The organism is Frankia sp. RB5 (assembly GCF_059816245.1).
In genome coordinates, this window is the sequence record NZ_JCBATA010000021.1 from 26001 (window position 1) to 47447 (window position 21447).

32 protein-coding genes are annotated in these 21447 nt (G+C 71.1%); 1 reads left to right on the forward strand and 31 read right to left on the reverse strand.

Going from position 1 to position 21447, the window contains the following annotated elements; genetic code table 11:
• Window positions 1-81 precede the first annotated feature (81 nt).
• The 3 genes from glmM to rplM form a co-directional block, all read right to left on the reverse strand.
• Window positions 82-1446 (reverse strand): phosphoglucosamine mutase, encoded by a 1365-nt coding sequence (gene glmM, locus AC6EXY_RS13295; protein ID WP_101832698.1) that lies wholly within the window; start codon window positions 1444-1446, stop codon window positions 82-84.
• Window positions 1447-1561: 115 nt separating this feature from the next.
• A complete protein-coding gene (gene rpsI / locus AC6EXY_RS13300) occupies window positions 1562-1969 on the reverse strand; it encodes a 30S ribosomal protein S9 (RefSeq protein WP_101832697.1) in 408 nt (135 codons plus the stop codon).
• Window positions 1970-2054: 85 nt separating this feature from the next.
• On the reverse strand, window positions 2055-2498 hold the full coding sequence (gene rplM / locus AC6EXY_RS13305) for a 50S ribosomal protein L13 (protein ID WP_101832696.1): 444 nt from the start codon (window positions 2496-2498) through the stop codon (window positions 2055-2057).
• A gap of 308 nt (window positions 2499-2806) precedes the next feature.
• Between rplM and AC6EXY_RS13310 the strand changes: the two genes are divergently transcribed.
• Window positions 2807-4474, forward strand: a complete 1668-nt coding sequence (locus tag AC6EXY_RS13310; RefSeq protein WP_499817613.1) for a hypothetical protein — start codon at window positions 2807-2809, stop codon at window positions 4472-4474.
• Between the two features lie 13 nt (window positions 4475-4487).
• On the opposite strand, the gene truA is transcribed toward AC6EXY_RS13310, so the two are convergent.
• From truA to rplB, 28 genes are all read right to left on the reverse strand, one after another.
• The gene (gene truA, locus AC6EXY_RS13315) at window positions 4488-5375 is read right to left on the reverse strand and encodes a tRNA pseudouridine(38-40) synthase TruA (RefSeq protein WP_243407695.1); all 888 of its coding nucleotides are present in this window, start codon (window positions 5373-5375) and stop codon (window positions 4488-4490) included.
• A 163-nt stretch (window positions 5376-5538) separates the two neighbouring features.
• On the reverse strand, window positions 5539-6216 hold the full coding sequence (gene rplQ, locus AC6EXY_RS13320; protein WP_499817612.1) for a 50S ribosomal protein L17: 678 nt from the start codon (window positions 6214-6216) through the stop codon (window positions 5539-5541).
• Window positions 6217-6336: 120 nt separating this feature from the next.
• Window positions 6337-7386: a DNA-directed RNA polymerase subunit alpha gene (locus AC6EXY_RS13325; RefSeq protein ID WP_101832692.1), complete on the reverse strand. Its 1050-nt coding sequence runs from the start codon at window positions 7384-7386 to the stop codon at window positions 6337-6339.
• A 243-nt stretch (window positions 7387-7629) separates the two neighbouring features.
• On the reverse strand, window positions 7630-8259 hold the full coding sequence (rpsD, locus tag AC6EXY_RS13330) for a 30S ribosomal protein S4 (protein WP_101832691.1): 630 nt from the start codon (window positions 8257-8259) through the stop codon (window positions 7630-7632).
• A 77-nt stretch (window positions 8260-8336) separates the two neighbouring features.
• The gene (gene rpsK, locus AC6EXY_RS13335) at window positions 8337-8741 is read right to left on the reverse strand and encodes a 30S ribosomal protein S11 (protein ID WP_009740503.1); all 405 of its coding nucleotides are present in this window, start codon (window positions 8739-8741) and stop codon (window positions 8337-8339) included.
• Between the two features lie 88 nt (window positions 8742-8829).
• Window positions 8830-9210: a 30S ribosomal protein S13 gene (gene rpsM / locus AC6EXY_RS13340; RefSeq protein ID WP_101832690.1), complete on the reverse strand. Its 381-nt coding sequence runs from the start codon at window positions 9208-9210 to the stop codon at window positions 8830-8832.
• Window positions 9211-9485: 275 nt separating this feature from the next.
• Window positions 9486-9599: a 50S ribosomal protein L36 gene (rpmJ, locus tag AC6EXY_RS13345; RefSeq protein WP_003956441.1), complete on the reverse strand. Its 114-nt coding sequence runs from the start codon at window positions 9597-9599 to the stop codon at window positions 9486-9488.
• A 110-nt stretch (window positions 9600-9709) separates the two neighbouring features.
• On the reverse strand, window positions 9710-9931 hold the full coding sequence (infA, locus tag AC6EXY_RS13350; protein ID WP_006541558.1) for a translation initiation factor IF-1: 222 nt from the start codon (window positions 9929-9931) through the stop codon (window positions 9710-9712).
• A gap of 252 nt (window positions 9932-10183) precedes the next feature.
• Window positions 10184-11029 carry a type I methionyl aminopeptidase gene (gene map, locus AC6EXY_RS13355; RefSeq protein ID WP_101832689.1) on the reverse strand — a complete coding sequence of 282 codons (846 nt, stop codon included), beginning with the start codon at window positions 11027-11029 and terminating at the stop codon, window positions 10184-10186.
• Window positions 11030-11154: 125 nt separating this feature from the next.
• Window positions 11155-11808 (reverse strand): adenylate kinase, encoded by a 654-nt coding sequence (locus AC6EXY_RS13360; RefSeq protein ID WP_101832688.1) that lies wholly within the window; start codon window positions 11806-11808, stop codon window positions 11155-11157.
• Window positions 11808-13100, reverse strand: coding sequence for a preprotein translocase subunit SecY (gene secY / locus AC6EXY_RS13365; RefSeq protein ID WP_101832687.1), 1293 nt, complete (start codon window positions 13098-13100; stop codon window positions 11808-11810). The genes AC6EXY_RS13360 and secY overlap by 1 nt, the downstream gene beginning before the upstream one ends.
• Before the next feature lie 253 nt (window positions 13101-13353).
• Window positions 13354-13854: a 50S ribosomal protein L15 gene (rplO, locus tag AC6EXY_RS13370; RefSeq protein ID WP_101832686.1), complete on the reverse strand. Its 501-nt coding sequence runs from the start codon at window positions 13852-13854 to the stop codon at window positions 13354-13356.
• 2 nt (window positions 13855-13856) lie between these two features.
• Window positions 13857-14042 (reverse strand): 50S ribosomal protein L30, encoded by a 186-nt coding sequence (gene rpmD / locus AC6EXY_RS13375; RefSeq protein WP_101832685.1) that lies wholly within the window; start codon window positions 14040-14042, stop codon window positions 13857-13859.
• Window positions 14042-14662, reverse strand: a complete 621-nt coding sequence (gene rpsE / locus AC6EXY_RS13380; protein ID WP_101832684.1) for a 30S ribosomal protein S5 — start codon at window positions 14660-14662, stop codon at window positions 14042-14044. The genes rpmD and rpsE overlap by 1 nt, the downstream gene beginning before the upstream one ends.
• A gap of 50 nt (window positions 14663-14712) precedes the next feature.
• Window positions 14713-15087: a 50S ribosomal protein L18 gene (gene rplR / locus AC6EXY_RS13385; protein WP_101832683.1), complete on the reverse strand. Its 375-nt coding sequence runs from the start codon at window positions 15085-15087 to the stop codon at window positions 14713-14715.
• A 10-nt stretch (window positions 15088-15097) separates the two neighbouring features.
• A complete protein-coding gene (gene rplF, locus AC6EXY_RS13390) occupies window positions 15098-15634 on the reverse strand; it encodes a 50S ribosomal protein L6 (protein WP_101832682.1) in 537 nt (178 codons plus the stop codon).
• Window positions 15635-15646: 12 nt separating this feature from the next.
• Complete coding sequence (rpsH, locus tag AC6EXY_RS13395; protein WP_101832681.1) at window positions 15647-16057, reverse strand: 30S ribosomal protein S8; 411 nt, start codon at window positions 16055-16057, stop codon at window positions 15647-15649.
• Between the two features lie 167 nt (window positions 16058-16224).
• Entirely contained in the window at window positions 16225-16410 is a 186-nt protein-coding gene (locus AC6EXY_RS13400; RefSeq protein ID WP_101832680.1) for a type Z 30S ribosomal protein S14, read from the reverse strand.
• A 4-nt stretch (window positions 16411-16414) separates the two neighbouring features.
• Complete coding sequence (gene rplE / locus AC6EXY_RS13405; RefSeq protein ID WP_101832679.1) at window positions 16415-17011, reverse strand: 50S ribosomal protein L5; 597 nt, start codon at window positions 17009-17011, stop codon at window positions 16415-16417.
• Window positions 17012-17053: 42 nt separating this feature from the next.
• The gene (gene rplX / locus AC6EXY_RS13410) at window positions 17054-17380 is read right to left on the reverse strand and encodes a 50S ribosomal protein L24 (protein ID WP_101832708.1); all 327 of its coding nucleotides are present in this window, start codon (window positions 17378-17380) and stop codon (window positions 17054-17056) included.
• A gap of 2 nt (window positions 17381-17382) precedes the next feature.
• On the reverse strand, window positions 17383-17751 hold the full coding sequence (gene rplN, locus AC6EXY_RS13415; RefSeq protein ID WP_009740518.1) for a 50S ribosomal protein L14: 369 nt from the start codon (window positions 17749-17751) through the stop codon (window positions 17383-17385).
• 87 nt (window positions 17752-17838) lie between these two features.
• Window positions 17839-18147: a 30S ribosomal protein S17 gene (gene rpsQ, locus AC6EXY_RS13420; RefSeq protein WP_207770365.1), complete on the reverse strand. Its 309-nt coding sequence runs from the start codon at window positions 18145-18147 to the stop codon at window positions 17839-17841.
• 5 nt (window positions 18148-18152) lie between these two features.
• Window positions 18153-18419 carry a 50S ribosomal protein L29 gene (gene rpmC / locus AC6EXY_RS13425; RefSeq protein WP_207770364.1) on the reverse strand — a complete coding sequence of 89 codons (267 nt, stop codon included), beginning with the start codon at window positions 18417-18419 and terminating at the stop codon, window positions 18153-18155.
• Window positions 18419-18835: a 50S ribosomal protein L16 gene (rplP, locus tag AC6EXY_RS13430; RefSeq protein ID WP_101832676.1), complete on the reverse strand. Its 417-nt coding sequence runs from the start codon at window positions 18833-18835 to the stop codon at window positions 18419-18421. The genes rpmC and rplP overlap by 1 nt, the downstream gene beginning before the upstream one ends.
• 3 nt (window positions 18836-18838) lie before the next feature.
• The gene (rpsC, locus tag AC6EXY_RS13435) at window positions 18839-19825 is read right to left on the reverse strand and encodes a 30S ribosomal protein S3 (RefSeq protein ID WP_101832675.1); all 987 of its coding nucleotides are present in this window, start codon (window positions 19823-19825) and stop codon (window positions 18839-18841) included.
• On the reverse strand, window positions 19825-20250 hold the full coding sequence (gene rplV, locus AC6EXY_RS13440) for a 50S ribosomal protein L22 (RefSeq protein WP_101832674.1): 426 nt from the start codon (window positions 20248-20250) through the stop codon (window positions 19825-19827). The genes rpsC and rplV overlap by 1 nt, the downstream gene beginning before the upstream one ends.
• Entirely contained in the window at window positions 20243-20524 is a 282-nt protein-coding gene (gene rpsS, locus AC6EXY_RS13445) for a 30S ribosomal protein S19 (RefSeq protein ID WP_009740524.1), read from the reverse strand. The genes rplV and rpsS overlap by 8 nt, the downstream gene beginning before the upstream one ends.
• Window positions 20525-20611: 87 nt before the next feature.
• Window positions 20612-21445 carry a 50S ribosomal protein L2 gene (gene rplB, locus AC6EXY_RS13450; RefSeq protein WP_101832673.1) on the reverse strand — a complete coding sequence of 278 codons (834 nt, stop codon included), beginning with the start codon at window positions 21443-21445 and terminating at the stop codon, window positions 20612-20614.
• Between the last annotated feature and the right edge of the window lie 2 nt (window positions 21446-21447).

Consider the following 21447-nt stretch of genomic DNA (forward strand, 5'->3'; position numbering starts at 1 on the left):
TGCGGATGGCACACCGAAACACCCGGTGCGAACCCACGACGAGTTGTCCTCGTGTGGCCCGCGGGGCGCGGATGGTCTCGCTCAGCCCACCGCGGGCAGCGCGCCGCGCACCGCGGCGGCGAGGCGCTGCGCGGTCTCCCGGGCGACGGCGTCGGTCTCCGCCTCCACCATGACCCGTACCAGCGGCTCGGTCCCGCTGGGCCGCAGCAGCACCCGGCCGGCGTCACCGAGCTCCGCCTCGGCCGCGGCGACGGCGGCGTGCAGCTCGGGTGAGGCCCCCACCCGGGTGCGGTCCACCCCGCGGACGTTGACGAGCACCTGCGGCAGGCGCGTCATCGCCTTGGCGAGCTCGCCGAGGGGCTGGCCGGTCTCGGCGACCCGGCCGAGCAGCCGCAGTGCGGTCAGCAGGCCGTCGCCGGTGGTGGCGTGATCGAGGAAGACCACGTGCCCGCTCTGCTCACCGCCGAGCACGTAGCCGCCGGCCCGCATCGCCTCCAGCACGTACCGGTCGCCGACCGGCGTGGAGACGACGGTGATGCCGGCCTCGCGCATCGCGTGGTGGAAGCCCAGGTTCGACATGACGGTGACGACGACGGTGTCGTGGGCCAGTTCGCCGCGCTCGGCCAGGGCGAGGGCGCAGACGGCCAGGATCTGGTCGCCGTCGACGACCTCCCCGCTCGCGTCGACGGCGAGGCAGCGGTCCGCGTCACCGTCGTGCGCGATGCCGACATCGGCGCCCTGCGCCAGCACGGCGGCCCGCAGGCTGTCCAGATGGGTGGCCCCGCTGCCGTCGTTGATCGCGTTGCCGTCGCCGTCGGCGTGCAGGGCGATGACGTCGGCGCCGGCGGCGCGCAGCACGCGGGGCGCGAGCGCCGAGGCCGCGCCCTGGGCGCAGTCGACGACGACCCGCAGGCCGTCGAGGCGCCCGGGCAGCGCGGCGAGCAGATGGTGGGCGTAGGCGTCGACGAGGCCGGGTTCGTCCCGGACCCGCCCGACCTGCCGGCCGACCGGCCGATGGCCCGGGGGCTGCGCCATCCGCCGCTCGATGGCGTCCTCGACGTCGTCGGGGAGCTTCAGGCCGCCGGCGGCGAACAGCTTGATGCCGTTGTCGGGCATCGGGTTGTGGCTGGCGGACAGCATCACGCCGAACGTGGCCCCGCTGCTGGCCACCGCGTGGGCGACGGCCGGTGTCGGTGCCACCCCGATCCGCGCGACGTCGGCACCCGAGGCCGCGAGTCCCGCGACGACCGCCGCCTCCAGGAACTCGCCGGACGGCCGGGTGTCCCGCCCGACCACGACGAGCGGCCGCCGCTCACCCGATCCGGCGGCCCGGCCGGGCCCGCCGAGCAGCTCCGCGGCCGCGGAGGCGAGCGAGAGCGCCTGCTCCGCGGTCAGGTCGACATTGGCAACGCCCCGAACCCCGTCGGTGCCGAAGAGCCTCGTCACTGAGGTCTCCCATGGTGTCGAAGTGGCAGGCGGAGACCCGGGCACGCGCCGACGGCGCTGTCCGTCCCCGCCCCGCGCGTCCCTCTCGGGACGCGCATGGGACGGGGACGCGGGATCAACGCTTGCTGTACTGCGGAGCCTTACGGGCCTTCTTCAGGCCGTACTTCTTGCGCTCCTTGACCCGGGCGTCACGGGTCAGGAAGCCGGCCTTCTTCAGAGTAGGCCGGGACTCCTCCTCCGCCAGCGTCAGCGCGCGGGCGAGGGCGAGTCGCAGCGCGCCGGCCTGGCCGGACACGCCGCCGCCGTGCAGCCGGGCGACGATGTCATACGACTCGGCCCGGTCCAGCGCCTTCAGCGGCTCGTTGACGAGCTGCTGGTGCACCTTGTTCGGGAAGTACTCCTCAAGGGAGCGCCCGTTGAGCGTCCACTGCCCCGTGCCCGGGAGCAGCCGAACCCGGACGACCGCCTCCTTGCGCCGCCCGGTGGCGCGGGGGTTGCCCTGTACGTCGGTCACGACAGCCACGTCGCGTTCCTTCCTCGGTTGATGCGTGGTTCCCAAAGCCGGTCCCGCGGGCGCTGCCCGCCGGCCGGCCGGAGGAGGTCCGCGGTTACTGCGCGACCTGGATGATCTCGAACGGGGTGGGCTGCTGGGCCTGGTGCGGGTGGGTCGGACCCGCGTAGACCTTCAGCTTGGTGCCCTGGGCGCGGCCGAGCTTGTTCTTCGGCAGCATGCCCTTGATCGCCTTCTCGACGATGACCTGCGGGCGCGTGTCGAGCAGCTCCCCGTAGGAGGTGCTGCGCAGACCGCCTGGGAAGCCCGAGTGGCGGTGGTACTGCGCCTGCTCGCGCTTGTTGCCGCTGAGCGCCACCTTGCCGGCGTTGATCACGACGACGAAGTCGCCGGTGTCGATGTGGGGCGCGTAGTACGCCTTGTGCTTGCCCCGGAGCAGGTTGGCGGCCTGGGTCGCCAGCCGACCGAGCACCACGTCGGTGGCATCAATGACGTGCCACACGCGCTGAACGTCCGCGGGCTTGGGCTGGTACGTGCGCACAGGTCTGCCTTCTCGTTCGGACGGCCTGCCCGGCGGCTCCCGAGTAGCCGGCGAGCTGGGCGCGTCAAGAATGTGGAGCGCGCAGACGGAACGTGTCACGCGCAGCAGTCTTTGAGGTTACCAGGCGATGGAGGCTGACCGCCGACCGGCTACCGCGCACCACGCGCGGAGCGCCTGGCCGGGCATTCCGGAACCTCGCCACCTTGAGTGTAACCAGCGCGCACTCCCCCCGGCGCGCGGCGGACTCCCCACCGCCAGGACACCCAGATGGACTGGCCAAGCCAGCTGCGCTGGCTATTCTGACCGAGATGACTGAATTGGATGGCGGGGGACACGAGGAGCCCGCGGGGTCCGGCGGTCCCGCGGACGACACGCCGAGCCCCGCCACCCGCAGCGGCCCGCTGACGTCGGGTCTCGACCTGCGCGGCCGCCACGTCACCTACGAGGGCTGGACGCCACCCGCCGACGACCCGCTGTTCGGTGGCCCGCGGACCTACTCGTTCTCCTTCGACCACCTCACCCCGGACGACGGCGACGACCCCGCCCCGCGGCCCGGCGCGGCCCTGGCAGCCGGCGGGTCGTCGGCTGTTCCGCCCGGCACGGATGACCAGCCGGTCGCGGCGGGTTCGCCGGTCGCTCCGGGTTCGCCGCGGCCGTCCGGGCCGGCGTCGCCCGGGTCAACCGGGGCGTTCACGGCGCCTGTGGCCTCGCCGACCACCTCCCCCCTGCCCGTCACCTCGGCGATGCCGACCGGCCCTGGCCACACGCCCACCGGCCCGGGTCGCGCCGCGGCGGCGACCGGCCCGGGATGGCCCGGCCGGTACGAGCGCCCGGCCTCACGCATGGCCGACGGCGACCCGCCGACCGGCCCCGACCCGGTCGGGCCGACGCGGCCCGGCGAGGGCTGGCGCCTGCGCGGCTGGTCGGGTGAACCCGGCGGCCCCGGCGACATCACTCCACTACCTCGGGTACGCGGTTTCGGCGGCGACGGATTCGACGACCCGGACCTCGACGCCCTGCCCACCGGCCGCGGCGCGAAGACTGCCCCGGACGACGGCACCGACGATCCGTTCGACGACAGGTTCGACGACGACGGGTTCGACGACGACGGCTACGGCAAGGATGGCCGCTTCGGCGGTGGGGCCTCTGACGGTGGGGCCTATGACGGTGGAGCCTTCGACGACGGCGCCCCGCGAGGCGGTGGCGGCGGGAGTGGCGAGGGGGACCACGAGGACGGGCGGTCCGGCGATCGCGCCCGGCGGCCGCGGCGGATGCTCGTCGTCGTCGCCGGTGCCGTCCTGCTGCTCATCGCGGCCGTGGCCGTGGTCGCGCTGCGGGGCGGAGGCGGAGGCGGCGACGGGGGGCAGGCGCCCGCTCCGGTCGCGTCGGCGGCCCTGCCGCAGATTCCGCCGAACTTCCTCGACAGCGTGACCACGGACTCCGATCCGATCGTCGCGAACGAGTTCTTTCCCGAGGCGTCCGTCGACGTCAACGCGCGCGGCTATCGCCGCATCGCGCAGCGGCTCGACTCCGGCTGCCCACAACTGACCGGCGATCTGGCGGCCCAGTTCACCGCGGCGCACTGCCGGCAGGTGGTGCGCTCGCTGTTCCTCACCAACCCGCGCCAGGGGGAGCGCCAGGTGCTCGTCGGCGCCACCGTCTTCAACCTCGACACCAGCACGACGGCCACCCAGGGTGCGCAGGTGCTCAACCAGGGGCGCGGCGGCATCATGCCGCTGCCGATTCCGGCGGGCGCCCTGACCGGCGCCCAGATCACCGGGCCGGGTGGGAACAACTCCTGGCGCGGCGCGATCAGCCGCGGCCACTACCTCATCTACACCCAGGTGGCCTACGTCGACGGCACGCAGGGCGCGGCCGCCGACACGCCGCTGCGCAACGCGCAGAACGACCTGGCGGTCCTCGCCACCGAGCCGATCGGCGACCGCGCCGTCCTCGGCCACGGCCCACGCCGCTGACGGCCCGGACGGATCAGCCGGAAGGGGTGGTGGGGACGCGTACGGCCCGGGTCACCTCGGCCCGGGCGGCGAGCTCCGCGTCCGGCGGGTAGCGCACCTCCATCAACGTGAGCCCGTGTGCCGGGGCGACCGTGACCGCCGGGTCCCGCACCCCGCGGCGCAGCACCGCCACCGGCCAGCCGACGGGCCGGCGCCCGTCGCCGACCGCCAGCAGTCCGCCGACGAGGGCGCGCACCATCGAGTGGCAGAAGGCGTCGGCCTCGACGTCGGCCACCACCACGCCGTCCGGGCGGCGGCGGGACACGTCCAGGCGCAGCAGCGTCCGCACGGTCGTCGCGCCCTCCCGGCGCCGGCAGAAGGCCGCGAAGTCATGCTCGCCGACCAGCAACAGCGCCGCCGCCGCCATCGCGCCGACGTCGAGCGGCCGGGGCCAGGCCAGGGTGTCGTAGCGGCGCAGCGGCTCGGCCCCGTGGGCGGCGTCGGTGATCCGGTAGGCGTACCGGCGGGACAGCGCGGAGAAGCGGGCGTCGAACCCGGCCGGCGCCGGAGCGAGGCCGGTGACCCGGATCGACCGGTCGAGCACGCCGTTGAGCCGCCGCGCCAGCCCGCCGAGCGGAACCTCGGCCGGCAGGTCGACGTGCGCCACCTGTCCGACGGCGTGCACACCGGAGTCGGTGCGCCCGGCCACCGTCAGTCGGACCGCCGAGAGCCGGGCCACCCGGATGAGCGCGTCCTCCACATCGCCCTGCACGGTCCGCCGGCCCGGCTGGCGGGCCCAGCCGGCGAACGGGGTGCCGTCGTAGGCGATGTCCAGCCGCAGCCGCACCAGCGCCCCGGCGGTGCCCGCCACCGCGGGCAGGGCGCGGGGTGGGTCCGGGCGGGCTCGCACATCGTCGGACATCTGCATCTCCCCCGGGCGATGGGACAGGGATCCCGTGGACGCAACGGCCACGCGGCCCGGCGGGTCGAGGCCGGGATCAGCAACGTCGAAGGCCCGCCGCCCATCATGGGGCGGCGGGCCTTCAGCGATCTACTCGTCGGCGGGTGTTTCCCCGCCGAGCGGGTCAGGAGCTCGCGCCGCCCGAGCCCTGCTCGTCGGTCGCGGGCGCGTCCGCCCCGGTCGCCACCTCGGGCTCGGTGGCCGCGGCCCGCGTGGTCCCGGCCTCGGCCTCGGCGGCCTGCGCGGCCACGGCGGCGGCGGTCGGGGACTCCTTGGCCAGGTCCTCCGCGGCCTCGGCGGCCTGCGCGGCCACGGCGGCGGCGGTCGGGGACTCCTTGGCCAGGTCCTCCGCGGCCTCGGCGGTGGCACCGGTCGGGGTGCGCCGCTCCTGGAAGCGGGTGCCGCGCGCCCGCTCGGCCTCGCCGACGGCCTGCTGGCCGACGGTCAGCGCCTCGACGAGCTCGATGCGGGCCAGCGGCGCGTTGTCGCCCTTGCGGTTGCCGAGCTTGATGATCCGGGTGTAGCCACCGCTGCGGTTGGCGTACCGCGGGCCGATCTCGGTGAACAGCGTGTGCACGACCGAGTTGTCCCGCACCTGGCGCATCACCCGGCGACGGGCGTGCAGGTCGCCGCGCTTGGCGAAGGTCACCAGCCGCTCGGCGTAGGGCCGCAGCCGCTTCGCCTTCGCCTCGGTGGTGGTGATGCCGCCGTGCTCGAACAGCGCGGTGGCGAGGTTGGCCAGCAGCAGCCGCTCATGTGCGGGGCTGCCGCCGAGCCGGGCGCCCTTGGTTGGCGTGGGCATGATGAGTGCTCCTCGTTCCTTTCACTGTCCCGCCAGGCTGCCCGCCCACAGGGACGGCGGCGTGCGCCACCGGAGGTCGTCGAGGGCCCCCGCGGTCGCCCGCGGGGGCCCTCGTGCTGGTCAGTACTGCTCGGTCTCGACGAACTCCGCGCCGTCGTCGTGCGGGTCGGAGAACGGCGCGTTGTAGGTGTCGGTGCCGTAGGTGTCGACGGCCTGGCGCGGGTCGAATCCGGGCGGGGAGTCCTTGAGCTGCAGACCCATCGCGCCGAGCTTCGTCTTGACCTCGTCGATCGACTTCTGCCCGAAGTTGCGGATGTCGAGCAGGTCGGCCTCGCTGCGCGAGACCAGCTCGCCGATCGTGTGGATGCCCTCGCGCTTGAGGCAGTTGTAGGAGCGGACGGTCAGGTCCATCTCCTCGATCGGCAGGGCGAGGTCGGCCGCCAGCGCCGCGTCCGCGGCGGACGGGCCGATGTCGACGCCCTCGGCCTCGGCGTTGAGCTCCTGCGCCAGCCCGAACAGGCCGACGAGGGTCTTGCCGGCGCTGGCCATCGCGTCGCGCGGCGAGATCGACGGCTTCGTCTCGACGTCGACGATGAGCCGGTCGAAGTCGGTGCGCTGCTCGACGCGGGTGGCCTCGACCTTGTAGGTCACCTTGAGCACGGGCGAGTAGATCGAGTCGATCGGGATGCGCCCGATCTCCTGGCCGGCCTGCTTGTTCTGGGCGGCGCTGACGTAGCCGCGGCCCCGCTCGACGGTCAGCTCGATCTCGAGCTTGCCCTTGTCGTTGAGGGTCGCCAGGCGCAGCTCGGGGCTGTGCACCTCGACGCCGGCCGGCGGGGCGATGTCCGCCGCCGTCACCTCACCGGGACCCTGCTTGCGCAGGTACATCACGGTCGGCTCGTCGTTGTCGGAGCTGACGACCAGTTCCTTGAGGTTCAGGATCAGGTCGGTCACGTCCTCCTTGACGCCGGGCACGGTGGAGAACTCGTGCAGCACCCCGTCGACGCGGATGCTGGTGACCGAGGCGCCGGGGATGGAGGACAGCAGGGTCCGGCGCAGCGAGTTGCCGAGGGTGTAGCCGAAACCAGGCTCCAGCGGCTCGATCACGAACCGGGACCGGAACTCGGAGATCGGGTCCTCGACGAGGGTGGGACGCTGAGCGATCAGCATGGTGGATTCCTTCCGCCCACGGCGCCCGCCATATGACGCCGTGTGGTGCTGGCTCCCCGCCGGGGAGCCGGCGGACGGGACATCGGTCCGTCCCGTCCGTGCGATTACGCCCGTACGCCCCTCCAGTGTGCCTCCGCGCGGGCGCCACCGGAAAGCGGCACGTTGCGGGGACACTCTGGCGGGACGACGGAACCGGCCCACCGCGAGGTCGCGGCGGGCCGGCCGTGGCCGCTCGGCCGAGACCTACTTGGAGTAGAGCTCGACGATCAGCTGCTCCTGGACCTGCGTGTCGATCACCTGCCGGGCCGGCAGCGAGTGCACCAGGATCCGCATCTGGCTCGGGATCGCCTCGATCCAGGCCGGGACCGCCCGGCCCTGGCCCGCGGTCTCCCGGGCGATGACGAACGGGGTGAGCTCGCGCGCCTTCGGCGTGATCTCGACGATGTCGTTCTCGCTGACCCGGTAGCTCGGGATGTCGACCTTGCGCCCGTTGACCTGGACGTGGCCGTGCCGCACCGCCTGACGGGCGGCGTCCCGCGACGGCGCGAAGCCGCCTCGGTAGACGACGTTGTCGAGCCGCGACTCGAGGATCTTCAGCAGCTCGTCACCGGTCTTGCCGGCGCGGCGGTTCGCCTCGTCGTAGTAGCCGCGGAACTGCTTCTCGAGCACGCCGTAGATCCGGGCGCACTTCTGCTTCTCACGCTTCTGCAGCAGGTACTCGGAGTCCTTGGTGCGGCCCCGGCCGTGCTCGCCCGGCGGGTAGGGCCGGATCTCGATCGGGCACTTCGGGGTGTCGCACTTGCTGCCCTTGAGGTACAGCTTCGTCTTCTCGCGGCGGCAACGCTTGCAGTCCGCGCCGGTGTAACGGGCCATCTATTCCTTCTCTCTCGTTTCCTGGCGCGAACTCGAGCGCGACGCCGCGACCCGGACCGGGTCGGCGTGTCGCATGGTCACACCCTGCGCCGCTTCGGCGGACGGCAGCCGTTGTGCGGGGTCGGGGTGACATCCTGGATCGCCCCGACCTCGAGGCCCGCCGCCTGCAGCGAGCGGATCGCGGTCTCCCGGCCGGAGCCCGGGCCCTTCACGAACACGTCGACCTTGCGCATGCCGTGCTCCTGCGCCTTGCGCGCCGCGTTCTCGGCGGCCATCTGCGCGGCGAAGGGGGTCGACTTGCGGGAGCCCTTGAAGCCGACGTGGCCGGCGGAGGCCCAGGAGATCACGTTCCCGGTCGGGTCGGTGATCGAGACGATCGTGTTGTTGAACGTGCTCTTGATGTGAGCGTGCCCGTGGGCGACGTTCTTCTTTTCCTTGCGCCGGACCTTCTTGGCGCCGGCTGCGCGCGTCTTGGGAGGCATCTTCGCGTGTGGTCTCCGTGTGCGAGGTCGAGGTCGTCGATCAGGGGTCGTCAGCGGGCGGACCTGGCCGGCCCGCCGGGCACCCTGACTACTTCTTGCCGGCCTTCTTCTTGCCGGCGATGGCACGGCGCGGGCCCTTGCGGGTGCGCGCGTTGGTGTGGGTGCGCTGACCGTGGACGGGCAGGTTGCGCCGGTGGCGGAGACCCTGGTAGCAGCCGATCTCCATCTTGCGGCGGATGTCCTGCTTGATCTCCCGGTTGAGGTCACCCTCGACCCGGTAGTTCGCGTCGATCCACTCGCGCAGCCGGACGATCTCCTCCTCGCTGAGATCCCGCACCCGCGTGTCCGGGTTGATCCCGGTGGCGGCGAGGGTGTCTCGCGAGCGGCTGCGGCCGATCCCGAAGATGTAGGTCAGAGCGATCTCGACCCGCTTTTCGCGGGGCAGGTCGACGCCGGAAAGGCGTGCCATGAACCGATGTTTCCTTCCTGCGACCGGAGGTCTCGGGCGATGCCGCCCCGGCCGGCGAACGGGCCGGCCGGGCCCCGGCCTCCGACCGGGGGTGAAACGTCCCTCGCGGGACGTCTGGCATCGCGTGGTGGTGGTGATCCTCGCACCGGGCCCGGCGCCGACGGCGCGCGGGCCGCGCGCGTCGGCTTGTGAGCGGGTGCGGGGCACCCGTCAGGAGCAGGACTACTGCCGGGATCCGCTCGGCCGGGTATGGCCGTGCGGGTCCTGCCAGGTCCTCAGCCCTGACGCTGCTTGTGACGAAGGTTGTCGCAGATGACCATGACACGCCCGTGGCGGCGGATCACCTTGCACTTGTCACAGATCTTCTTGACGCTGGGCTTGACCTTCACGGCTGTTGCGAACCTCCTGCGCAGCCGCGGGCCGCGCGTGGCGATGGTGAACGTAGGGCGATGGATGCAGCGTAGCGATCGCCGAGCGGTGATCGACTACTGGTTATCGACTACTTGTAGCGGTAGACGATGCGACCACGGGACAGGTCGTAGGGCGAGAGCTCGACCACGACGCGGTCCTCCGGCAGGATCCGGATGTAGTGCTGGCGCATCTTCCCGCTGATGTGGGCGAGAACGCGATGACCGTTCTGGAGCTCCACCCGGAACATGGCGTTCGGGAGCGGCTCCACCACTCGGCCCTCGATCTCGATGGCCCCGTCCTTCTTCGGCATGTCCTCCGCTGTCCTGACGTCGACGACTGAGCCGGCGGTTCGGCCGCGACCGGTCGAGTGGTCCGGGACGAGCCCGGAACAACCCAGGTCAGCGGCCTGGCCACCCTTGAGGGGACCCGACCGACCAACCACACTGCCACCGACCGCAACTGCCACGTAACAGGACTGCTATCGACGCGGTGGAGCACACCGGCGTGAGAAGACCGCCAACTGAAGAGTGTACGTGGCCCAGTCGTCAAGGGCCAACCAGGCTCAGGCGATGCCGGTCGGGGCGTCGGCGGGCTGGCCGCAGGCGACGCCGAGCGCGGCGAGGCGGGCCACCCCGCCGTCCGGCTCGGTCAGCACCCACGGGCCCCGATGCGTGATCGCCACCGAGTGCTCGGTGTGGGCGGCGAGGCTGCCGTCGCGGGTAACGACGGTCCAGTCGTCGGACAGCACCGTCGTGTCCGCCGATCCCATCGTGATCATCGGCTCGATGGCGAGCGCGAGGCCCTCGACCAGTCGGATGCCGCGACCGGGCCGGCCGTAGTTGAGCACGTGCGGCGGCTGGTGCATCTCGGTGCCGATGCCGTGCCCGCCGTAGTGGTCGACGATGCCGTAGTCGTGCGGCTTGATGTGCCGCTCGACCGCGGCGCTGATGTCGGTGAGCCGGCCACCGAGCTGCGCCGCGGCCAGGCCCGCCCACAGCGAGCCCTCACAGGTCTCGATCATGGCGAGGACGTCCGGCCCGACCTCGCCGACGGGGACCGTGATCGCCGCGTCGCCGTGCCAGCCGTCCACGATCGCGCCGCAGTCGATCGAGATGATGTCACCCTCGCGAAGCACCCGCTTGCGGGACGGGATCGCGTGGACCACCTCGTCGTTCACGGAGCTGCAGATCGACGCCGGATAGGGCGGCTGGGCGTACCCCTTGAACGACGGGATGCCACCGTCGGCACGGATCGTCTTCTCGGCGAGGGCGTCCAGATCCGCTGTGCTGACGCCGGGGGCGACCGCTTCGCGCAGGCGGGCCAGCGTCTTGGCGACGAGCAGGCCGGCCACTCGCATCTTGGCGATCTCCGCCGCCGTCTTGATCTGGACGTGTTCTCGTCGCGCCACGCTCTCGCCCCGGTCTGTGTCCGTGTACTGGTCCGTTTCCCGATGCTAGCCGCCCCCGCGCCGACGACGCGGATGATCACCGACGTGACCGGGCTCCGCCCCCGGCGCCGGCGGGCCCTCGGGCGTCAGTCTCCGTAGTGGCGCAGCGCGTCGAGGGCGCGATCGGTGACGTTGTCCACCGGCCCGGTGGCGTCGATACCGATCAGGATGCCCTTCTCGGCGTAGTAGGCCACCAGCGGGGACGTCTGGTCCGCGTAGACCTCCAGCCGGTGGCGCACGGTCTCCGACCGGTCGTCGTCGCGCTGGAACAGCTCGCCGCCGCACCGGTCGCACACACCCTCGACCGACGGCGGGTCGAAGTCGAGGTGCCAGATGTGACCGCAGTTGCGGCACGTCCGCCGGCCGGACAGCCGCCGCACGACCTCGTCGTCGTCGACGACGAGCTCCAGCACGACGTCGAGCCGGGTCCCCATGCCGTCGAGCATCTGGCCGAGAACCTCGGCCTGCGGGACGTTGCGGGGGAAGCCGTCGAGCAGGAAGCCCTTGACCGCGTCGTCCTCGGCGAGCCGGTTGCGGACCATGCCGATGGTGATCTCGTCCGGCACGAGGTCGCCGGCGTCCATGAAGGTCTTGGCCTTGACGCCCAGCTCCGTTCCCTGTCGCACGTTCGCTCGGAAGATGTCCCCAGTCGAGATCTTGGGGATGGACCGCGCCTGGGCGATGAACGCGGCCTGCGTACCCTTTCCGGCACCGGGCGGTCCCACCAGTACGATTCGCACTACCGGAGGAAACCTTCGTAGTTGCGGAGCATGAGCTGGCTTTCGATCTGCTTCACGGTCTCCAGCCCAACCCCCACCATGATCAGGACCGAGGTGCCCGCGAACGGGAACGGCTGGTCCTTGGTCAGGTTCAACAGTGCCAACGGAAGGACGGTGATCACTCCCAGGAACAGGGAGCCTGGCAGCGTGATCCGGTCCAGGACGTGTTTGAGGTACTCCGCCGTCGGGTTGCCCGGTCTGATCCCGGGGATGAATCCGCCGTACTTCTTCATGTTGTCGGCCACCTCCGTCGGGTTGAAGGTGATGGCGACGTAGAAGTAGGTGAAGAAGATGATGAGCGCGAAATAGGTGACCAGGTAGAGCGGGTGGTCACCGCGGGAGAGATATCGCTGTTCGAAGTCCTGGAAGCCCTGGTTGCTCCACACCTGCCCCACCAGCTGCGGGAGCTGGAGCAGGGACGAGGCGAAGATGACCGGGATGATGCCAGCCTGGTTCACCTTGATCGGCAGATAGGTGGAGGTGCCCCCGTACATCCGCCGGCCGATGAGCCGCTTCGCGTACTGGACGGGGATCCGCCGCTGCGACTGCTCCACGAACACCACGAACACCACGATCGCGAGCCCGAGCAGCAGCACCAGGCTGAACACCACGCCACCGGCGACCTGCAGGATGCTCGTGCCCTCCGAGGGCAGCCGGGCCGCGATGGAGGTGAAGATCAGCAGGGACATGCCGTTGCCGACGCCGCGAGCCGTGATCAGCTCACCCATCCACATGATGACCGCGGTACCAGCCGTCATCGTGACGACGATCGTCGTGATCCGGAACAGGCTCGTGTCCGGGATGATGGCCGCCGTACAGCTCGGGAACAGCCGGCCGCTGCGGGCCAGGGCCACGATCCCGGTCGCCTGCAGGACGCCGAGGGCGATCGTCAGGTAGCGGGTGTACTGGGTGAGCTTCTGCTCGCCCGAGCTGCCTTCCTTCTTCAGCTGCTCCAGCCGCGGGATCACCACGACGAGCAGCTGGATGATGATGCTCGAGGTGATGTAGGGCATGATGCCCAGCGCGAAGATCGACAGCTGGAGCAGTGCGCCGCCGCTGAACAGGTTGATCAGCGAGTAGACGTTGCTGTTGCTGGCGCTCGCGGCGTTCAGGCAGGTGTTGACCGCGCGGGTCGAGACCCCGGGCGAGGGCATGACGCTGCCGAACCGGAACAGCACCACGACCCCGACGGTGAACAGCAGCTTTTTCCGCAGGTCAGGAGTGCGGAATGCCCGCGTGAAGGCGGTGAGCACGGCTCCTCCTGCTTGGGATTGCGACCGACGGGTAGTGGACATCCTGCCCGGTGCGGAGCGCCGATGCCGGCCGGTGGCCGACGTCGGTTAGGCGACTGTAACAGGACACCCGGTCCACTCGTCCGGACATCACGTCCGGTGAGCGTCGGTAGCCGGGATGGACTGGCTGGTGTCGGTGCGCACCGGCCGCCGGCCCGGGTGTCCGCGGACGCACGAGACGGGGGCGGCCCGAAGGCCACCCCCGTCCGCCGTCTTAACTCTCGGTGACGCTCCCCCCGGCCGCCGCGATCTTCTCACGCGCGGAGGCCGAGAACGCGTCCGCGCTGACGTGCAGCGCGACCGCGATGTCGCCGGTGCCGAGCACCTTGATCGGTGACTTGGCGCGCACGGCGCCCCGGGCCACGAGATCGGCCTTCGTGACCTCGCCGCCCTCGGGGAACAGCTGCGCGAGGGTGGCGACGTTCACCACCTGGTACTCGACGCGGGCTGGGTTGTTGAAGCCCTTGAGCTTGGGCAGCCGCATGTGCAGCGGCATCTGGCCACCCTCGAACCGGGCCGGCACCTGCTTGCGGGCCTTGGAGCCCTTGGTGCCGCGCCCGGCCGTCTTGCCCTTGGAGCCCTCACCGCGGCCGACCCGGATCTTCTTGCGGTGCGCCCCGGGGGCCGGGCGCAGGTGATGCACCTTCAGGCCCCGGCCACGCTCGGTCCCCGCCGCCTCGGTGTCGCCCGCGTCGGTCTTCGTCAGTTCGGCCATGGCTAGGAGTCCACCTCCTCGACCCGGACAAGGTGGGTCACAGTCCTGATCATCCCGCGGACCTCGGGACGGTCCTCACGGACGGTCGACGCATTGATCTTGCGCAGACCGAGGGTCCGCAGCGTCGCCCGCTGGTTGTGGGTGCCGCCGATGCCCGAACGGATCTGGGTGATGCGCAGCTTCGCCATCACGCACTCGCCCCCGCTCCCGCCGCCGCCGCGCGGGCGCGCAGCATGGCCGGCGGGGCGACGTCCTCGAGCGGCAGGCCACGCCGGGCCGCGATCTCCTCGGGCCGCATGAGGCCGCGCAGGGCGGCCACCGTCGCGTGCACGATGTTGATCGGGTTCGACGAGCCGAGCGACTTCGACAGCACGTCGTGCACGCCGGCGCACTCCAGCACGGCACGCACCGGGCCGCCGGCGATGACACCGGTACCGGGCGAGGCCGGCTTGAGCAGGACGACGCCCGCCGCCTCCTCACCCTGCACCGGGTGCGGGATCGTGGAGCCGATGCGAGGCACCTTGAAGAAGTGCTTCTTGGCCTCCTCGACACCCTTGGCGATGGCGGCCGGCACCTCCTTCGCCTTGCCGTAGCCGACGCCGACGGTCCCGTCCGCGTCACCCACCACGACGAGCGCGGTGAAGCTGAACCGGCGACCGCCCTTGACGACCTTGGCCACGCGGTTGATCGCGACGACCCGCTCGACGTAGGCGTTCTTCTCCTGGGCCGGGCCGCCGCCCGACCGGTCCCGGCGTTCCCGACGGTCGGAGCCGCCGGAGCCGCCGCCGCGGCGCTGCTGGCCTGGCATCTACAACATCTCCCTGTTCTGGCTGTCCTGGAATCCGTGCCGGCGGGTCATCAGAAGCTCAACCCGCTTTCCCGGGCCGCGTCCGCGAGGGCGGCGATCCGCCCGGCGTAGGTCCGCCCGCCGCGGTCGAACACGACGGCGTCGACGCCGGCGGCCTTCGCCCGCTGCGCGACCAGCTCGCCGACCTTGCGCGCCAGGGCGGACTTGTCGCCCTCGCCGCCGCGCAGGGTCACGTCCAGGGTGGACGCCGAGGCCAGCGTGTGGCCGGCGGCGTCGTCGATGACCTGGGCGTAGATGTGCCGCGAGGACCGGGTGACGACGAGCCGGGGGCGGGACTGGGTGCCCACCACCCTCTTGCGCACGCGGGCGTGCCGACGGAGCTTCGAGGTCCGTCGCTTCGCGCTGGCGCCAAGGCTCACTGCCATGATCTATCTCCTACTTCCCGGTCTTCCCGACCTTGCGGCGGACGACCTCGCCCTGGTACCGCACGCCCTTGCCCTTGTACGGGTCGGGCTTGCGCAATCCGCGGATCTTCGCGGAGACCTCGCCGACCTGCTGCTTGTCGATCCCGTGGACGACGAAGCGGGTCGGGGTCTGCACCTCGAAGCGGATGCCCTCGGGGGCCTTGACCGGGACGGGGTGGCTGTAGCCGAGCGCGAACTCGAGGTCCGAGCCCTTCGCCTGGACGCGGTACCCGACGCCGACGATCTCCAGCGTCTTGGAGTACCCGGCAGTGACGCCGGTGACCATGTTCGCGACCAGCGTGCGGGTCAGGCCGTGCAGCGCCCGGGAGCGGCGTTCGTCGTCGGGGCGGACCACGACGAGCTTGCCGTCCTCGCTGTTGACCACGATGGGGTCGACGACGGTGTGGCTCAGGGTGCCCTTGGGCCCCTTGACGGTGACGGTGGCCCCCTCCACGGTGATGTCGACACCGCTGGGGACGGGAATGGGCTGGCGCCCGATCCGTGACATCGCTCGCCCTCCTTACCAGACGTAGGCGAGGACTTCTCCGCCCACGCCCCGCTTGCTCGCCTGCTTGTCGGTCAGCAGCCCCGACGAGGTCGAGATGATCGCGACACCCAGGCCACCGAGCACCTTGGGAAGAGTCGTCGCCTTGGCGTAGACCCGCAGGCCCGGCTTGCTGATGCGCTTGATCCCGGCGATCGAACGCTCGCGGTTCGGGCCGTACTTCAGATCGATGACCAGCGTGCTGCCGACACCGCCGGCCAAGGTCGCGTCCTCGACGTGCCAGCCGGAGATGTAGCCCTCCTGCTGGAGGATTTCGGCGATGTGAGTCTTGATCTTGCTGTGGGGCATCACCACGCGGTCGTGGTACGCCCGGCTGGCGTTGCGGACACGGGTGAGCATGTCCGCAATCGGGTCGGTCATCGTCATGGGCTTGACGCCTTTCTCACGGCGGTTCCCATCGGCTCCGGGCTGGGCGCCCTGGCTGCCGGGGTTCGGGCCTGCCGCGATCGGGTGGACTGCGGGGGTGGTTCGGAGGTGGTGCGATGCCGGTGGTCAGACCACCGGTGGCGCCTGGTCCACCAGGAGCTCCGGTTCTACCAGGAGCTCTTGGTGATGCCCGGCAGCTCGCCGCGGTGCGCCATCTGCCGCAGGCAGACCCGGCACAGCCCGAACACCCGGTACACCGAGCGGGACCGGCCGCAGCGCTGGCAGCGGGTGTAGCCGCGCACCGCGAACTTCGGCTTGCGGTTCGACTTCTCGATCAGTGCCTTCTTGGCCATCTGTCTAGTTCTCCCGGAAGGGGAAGCCCAGCGCTCGCAGGAGCGCCCGGCCCTCGTCGTCGGTGGTCGCCGTGGTGACGACCGTGATATCCATGCCCCGGACCCGGTCGATCCGGTCGATGTCGATCTCGTGGAAGATCGACTGTTCGACCACGCCGAACGTGTAGTTGCCCGCGCCGTCGAACTGCTTCGGGGACAGCCCACGGAAGTCACGGATGCGGGGCAGGCCGATGGAGACCAGCCGGTCGAGGAACTCCCACATGCGGTCGCCGCGCAGGGTCACCTTCGCGCCGATCGGCATGCCCTCGCGCAGCTTGAACTGGGCGATGGACTTCTTCGCCCGGCGCACGGCCGGCTTCTGGCCCGTGATGGCCGCGAGGTCACGCACGGCGCCGTCGATGAGCTTCGCGTCCCGGGCGGCGTCGCCGACACCCATGTTCACGACGACCTTCACGACGCCGGGGATCTGCATGACGTTGCGGTAGGAGAACTCCTCCCGCAGCGCCGGCGCGATCTCCGCCCGGTACCGCTGCTTGAGCCGGGGGACGGGACGAGCCTCGGGCCGGTCACCGGTGGTCCGGTCTTCGGTGGTCACAGTCATTGTCTGATCTCGATTCCCAAACTGCTCGACTGCTCGCTCGGCCTACAGCTCGGTGCCGGTGCGCCGGGAGATACGGACCTTGGTGCCGTCCTCGTTGACGCGGTAGCCGATGCGCGTGGGCTTGCCGTCCGACGGATCGACGATCATCACGTTGCTCACGTGGATCGGCGCCTCCTGGGTGATGATGCCGCCGGACTGCGAGCCTCGCGCGCTCTGCTGGACACGGGTGTGCCGGGTGATCCGGTTCGCGCCCTCGACGAGGACCTTGTTCTGCTCCGGGAACGCCCGGATGACCTTGCCCTTCAGGCCACGGTCCTTGCCGGTGATGATCTGGACCGTGTCACCCTTCTTGATCTTCAGAGTGGCCACGGTCACAGCACCTCCGGCGCCAGGGAAATAATCTTCATGAACTTCTTGTCCCGCAGCTCGCGGCCCACCGGGCCGAAGATGCGGGTGCCCCGCGGGTCGCCGCCGTCCCGGATCAGCACCGCGGCGTTCTCGTCGAACCGGATGTAGGAGCCGTCCGGCCGCCGGCGCTCCTTGGTGGTGCGCACCACGACCGCCTTGACCACGTCGCCGCGCTTCACGCCGGCGCCGGGCAGGGCGTCCTTGACCGTGCCGACGATGATGTCGCCGATCCCCGCGTAACGACGCCCAGAGCCGCCAAGCACCCGGATGCAGAGGATCTCCCGTGCCCCGGTGTTGTCGGCGACCCGAAGTCGCGACTCCTGCTGAATCACTTTCTGCTCCTGATCACCCGGTACTACTGATCAACCGGTACTGCCTGGTCGGGTCGCGCCCCGGGGGGGTCACGCGGCCCGGAGGACCTACTTCGCCTTCTCCAGCACCTGCACGACACGCCACCGCTTGGTGGCCGACAGCGGCCGGGTCTCCATCAGCAGCACGCGGTCACCGACACCGGTGGTGCCGTGCTCGTCGTGCGCCTTGATCTTCTTCGTCCGGCGGATCGTCTTGCCGTACAGCGGGTGCTGCACGCGGTCCTCGACGGCGACCACGACGGTCTTGGTCATCTTGTCGCTGACCACGAGGCCCTCACGGACCTTGCGGAAGCCGCGGTCGGCGCCCGCGGCGCCGTCCTGCTCACTGGCCTGCTGCGAGGCCGTCTCGTCTGCCACTGCCCTCACGCCCGTTCCGACTGCGTCGCGTCATCGTCCGCCGTGCCGGCGACCAGCGCCGGATCGCCGGTGATTCCCAGCTCCCGTTCGCGCATCACCGTGTAGATCTTGGCGATGTCGCGCCGCACCGACCGCAGCCGGCGGTTGTTGGTCAGCTGCCCGGTCGCCGCCTGGAACCGGAGGTTGAACAGCTCCTCCTTGGCCTCCCGGAGCTTGTCAACGAGCTCGTCGCCCGACAGGCTCCGCAGCTCGTCCGCGGTAGCGACAGCCATCACGCACCACCTTCACGAACCACGAACCGGCACTTCATCGGCAGCTTGTGGATGGCGCGCCGCATCGCCTCCCGGGCCACGGGCTCCGCGACACCGGACAGCTCGAACATGACCCGGCCCGGCTTCACGTTCGCGATCCACCACTCGGGCGAGCCCTTACCGGAACCCATCCGGGTCTCGGCCGGCTTCTTCGTCAGCGGCCGGTCCGGGTAGATGTTGATCCACACCTTGCCACCACGGCGGATGTGGCGGGTCATCGCGATACGCGCCGACTCGATCTGGCGGTTCGTCACGTACGCGGACTCCAGCGCCTGGATCCCGTACTCACCGAAGGTGACCTTGGTGCCACCCTTGGCCGCGCCGGTCCGCCTGGGGTGGTGCTGCTTGCGGTGCGCGACCTTCCGGGGAATCAGCATGATCTATTCCTCCGCCTTCTCCGCGGTGCCCGCGGTCGGCGCGCTGGTCGACTCCGGGGCGGTCGAGGCGGGCGCCTGCGCCGCCGTGGCCTCCACCGGAGCGGCCTCGGCCGGAGCCGTCTCGGCCGGAGCCGTCTCGGCCGGAGCCGTGTCCGCCGGAGCCGTCTCGGGCGAGGTGGACTCGGGGGCGGGCGCGTTGCCGCCGCCACCGCCGCCACGTCCCCGGCGCTCGCTGCGCGCCGCCGCGCGGCCGGCGTCGGTGCCGCCCTGGGTGGTGCCGGACGAACCCGAGCGCGGCCCGCGCCGCGGCCGGTCCCGGCGGGACTGACGCTGCAGCGCCTCCTGCGCCTCACGCTCGGCGCGGCTCTGCACGATGTCGCCCTTGTAGATCCAGACCTTGACGCCGATCCGGCCGAAGTTCGTCCGGGCCTCGTAGAAGCCGTAGTCGATGTCCGCGCGCAGCGTGTGCAGCGGGACCCGACCCTCGCGGTAGAACTCCGAGCGGCTCATCTCGGCGCCGCCGAGGCGACCGGAGCACTGCACCCGGATGCCCTTGGCGCCGCCCTTCATGGCGGTCTGCATCGCCTTGCGCATGGCGCGCCGGAAGCTGACCCGGCTGGACAGCTGCTCGGCCACGCCCTGGGCGACGAGCTGTGCGTCGACCTCGGGGTTCTTGACCTCGAGGATGTTCAGCTGCACCTGCTTGCCGGTGAGCTTCTCCAGGTCGCCGCGGATGCGGTCGGCCTCCGCGCCGCGGCGGCCGATGACGATGCCCGGGCGCGCGGTGTGGATGTCCACCCGCAGCCGTCCCTGGGTCCGCTCGATGTCGACCCGGCTGATCCCGGCCCGCTCCATGCCCCGTGACATCATCTTGCGGATCTTCACGTCCTCGCCGACGTACGCCTTGTACTGCTTGTCGGCGTACCAGCGGGAGGTGAACTCCGACGTGATGCCAAGCCGGAACCCGTGCGGGTTGACCTTCTGTCCCACTACCGGGCCCTCCTAGTCGTCTTCGCGCCCCGGCCGGCCGCGGCGACCGGTTCCCGGCTCTCCACCACGACGGTGATGTGGCTGGTGCGCTTGCGGATCCGGTAGGCCCGTCCCTGGGCGCGGGGGCGGATGCGCTTGAGCGTCGGCCCCTCGTCCACGTACACCTCGCCGACCCACAGGGTGGCGGGGTCGAGGTTGTGGTTGTTCTCGGCGTTCGCCGCGGCGCTGGCGACGACCTTGAACACGTCGTCGCTGGCGGACTGCGGGGCGAAGCGGAGGATGTCCAGGGCCTCGGTGACGGAACGACCGCGGACCAGGTCGACGACCCGGCGGGCCTTGGTCGGCGACACATGAACGTAGCGCGCGCTGGCCTTGGCGCCGGGCAGGCCGGCCCGGGTCAGGCCGTCGACGAGATCGTCAGCCACGGCGCGACCTCCGGTCCTCCTTGACGTGCCCGCGGAAGGTCCGGGTCGGGGCGAACTCGCCGAGCTTGTGCCCGACCATGCCCTCGGTGATGAACACCGGCACGTGCTTGCGGCCGTCGTGCACGGCGATCGTGTGCCCCAACATGTCGGGGATCACGGTCGAGCGGCGCGACCAGGTCTTGATGACGTGCTTGGTGCCCTTGGAGTTCTGCACGTCCACCTTCTTGAGCAGGTGGTCGTCGACGAACGGGCCCTTCTTCAGACTGCGTGGCATGGCTGTGTCTCCTCCTTCCTGCTCAGATCTGGTTGACGCGGTGCGACGGGTGGCTCACGGGAGCGTGGGTCCGGTGTCGTGAGGTCACTACCGCCGCCTGTTCTGCTTGCGACGACGCACGATCAGCGCGTCGGACGACTTCTTGTGGGCCCGGGTCCGGCCCTCGGGACGGCCCTTCGGGTTGACCGGGTGGCGACCACCGGAGGTCTTGCCCTCACCACCACCGTGCGGGTGGTCGACCGGGTTCATCGCCACACCGCGCACGGTGGGCCGGCGGCCCTTCCAGCGCATCCGGCCGGCCTTACCCCAGTTGATGTTGCTCTGCTCGGCGTTGCCGACCTCGCCGACCGTTGCGCGGCAGCGGACGTCGACGTTGCGGATCTCGCCCGAGGGCATCCGCAGCTGGGCGTAGGGGCCGTCCTTCGCGACGAGCTGCACACTGGCGCCGGCGCTGCGAGCGATCTTCGCGCCGCCGCCGGGCCGCAGCTCGATGGCGTGGATCACGGTACCGGTCGGGATGTTGCGCAGCGGCAGCGCGTTGCCGGGCTTGATGTCCGCCCCGATGCCGGAGCTGACCTGGTCGCCCTGCTTGAGCCGGACCGGGGCGAGGATGTAGCGCTTCTCGCCGTCGGCGTAGTGCAGCAGCGCGATCCGGGCGGTGCGGTTCGGGTCGTACTCGATGTGCGCGACCTTGGCCGGCACGCCGTCCTTGTCCCGACGGAAGTCGATGATCCGGTAGGCGCGCTTGTGGCCGCCGCCCTGGTGGCGGGTGGTGATCCGGCCGTGGACGTTGCGGCCGCCCTTGGAGTGCAGCGGGCGGACCAGCGACTTCTCCGGGTGGTCCCGCGTGATCTCGACGAAGTCGGCCACGCTCGCGCCGCGACGGCCCGGGGTCGTCGGCTTGTATCTACGAATACCCATGG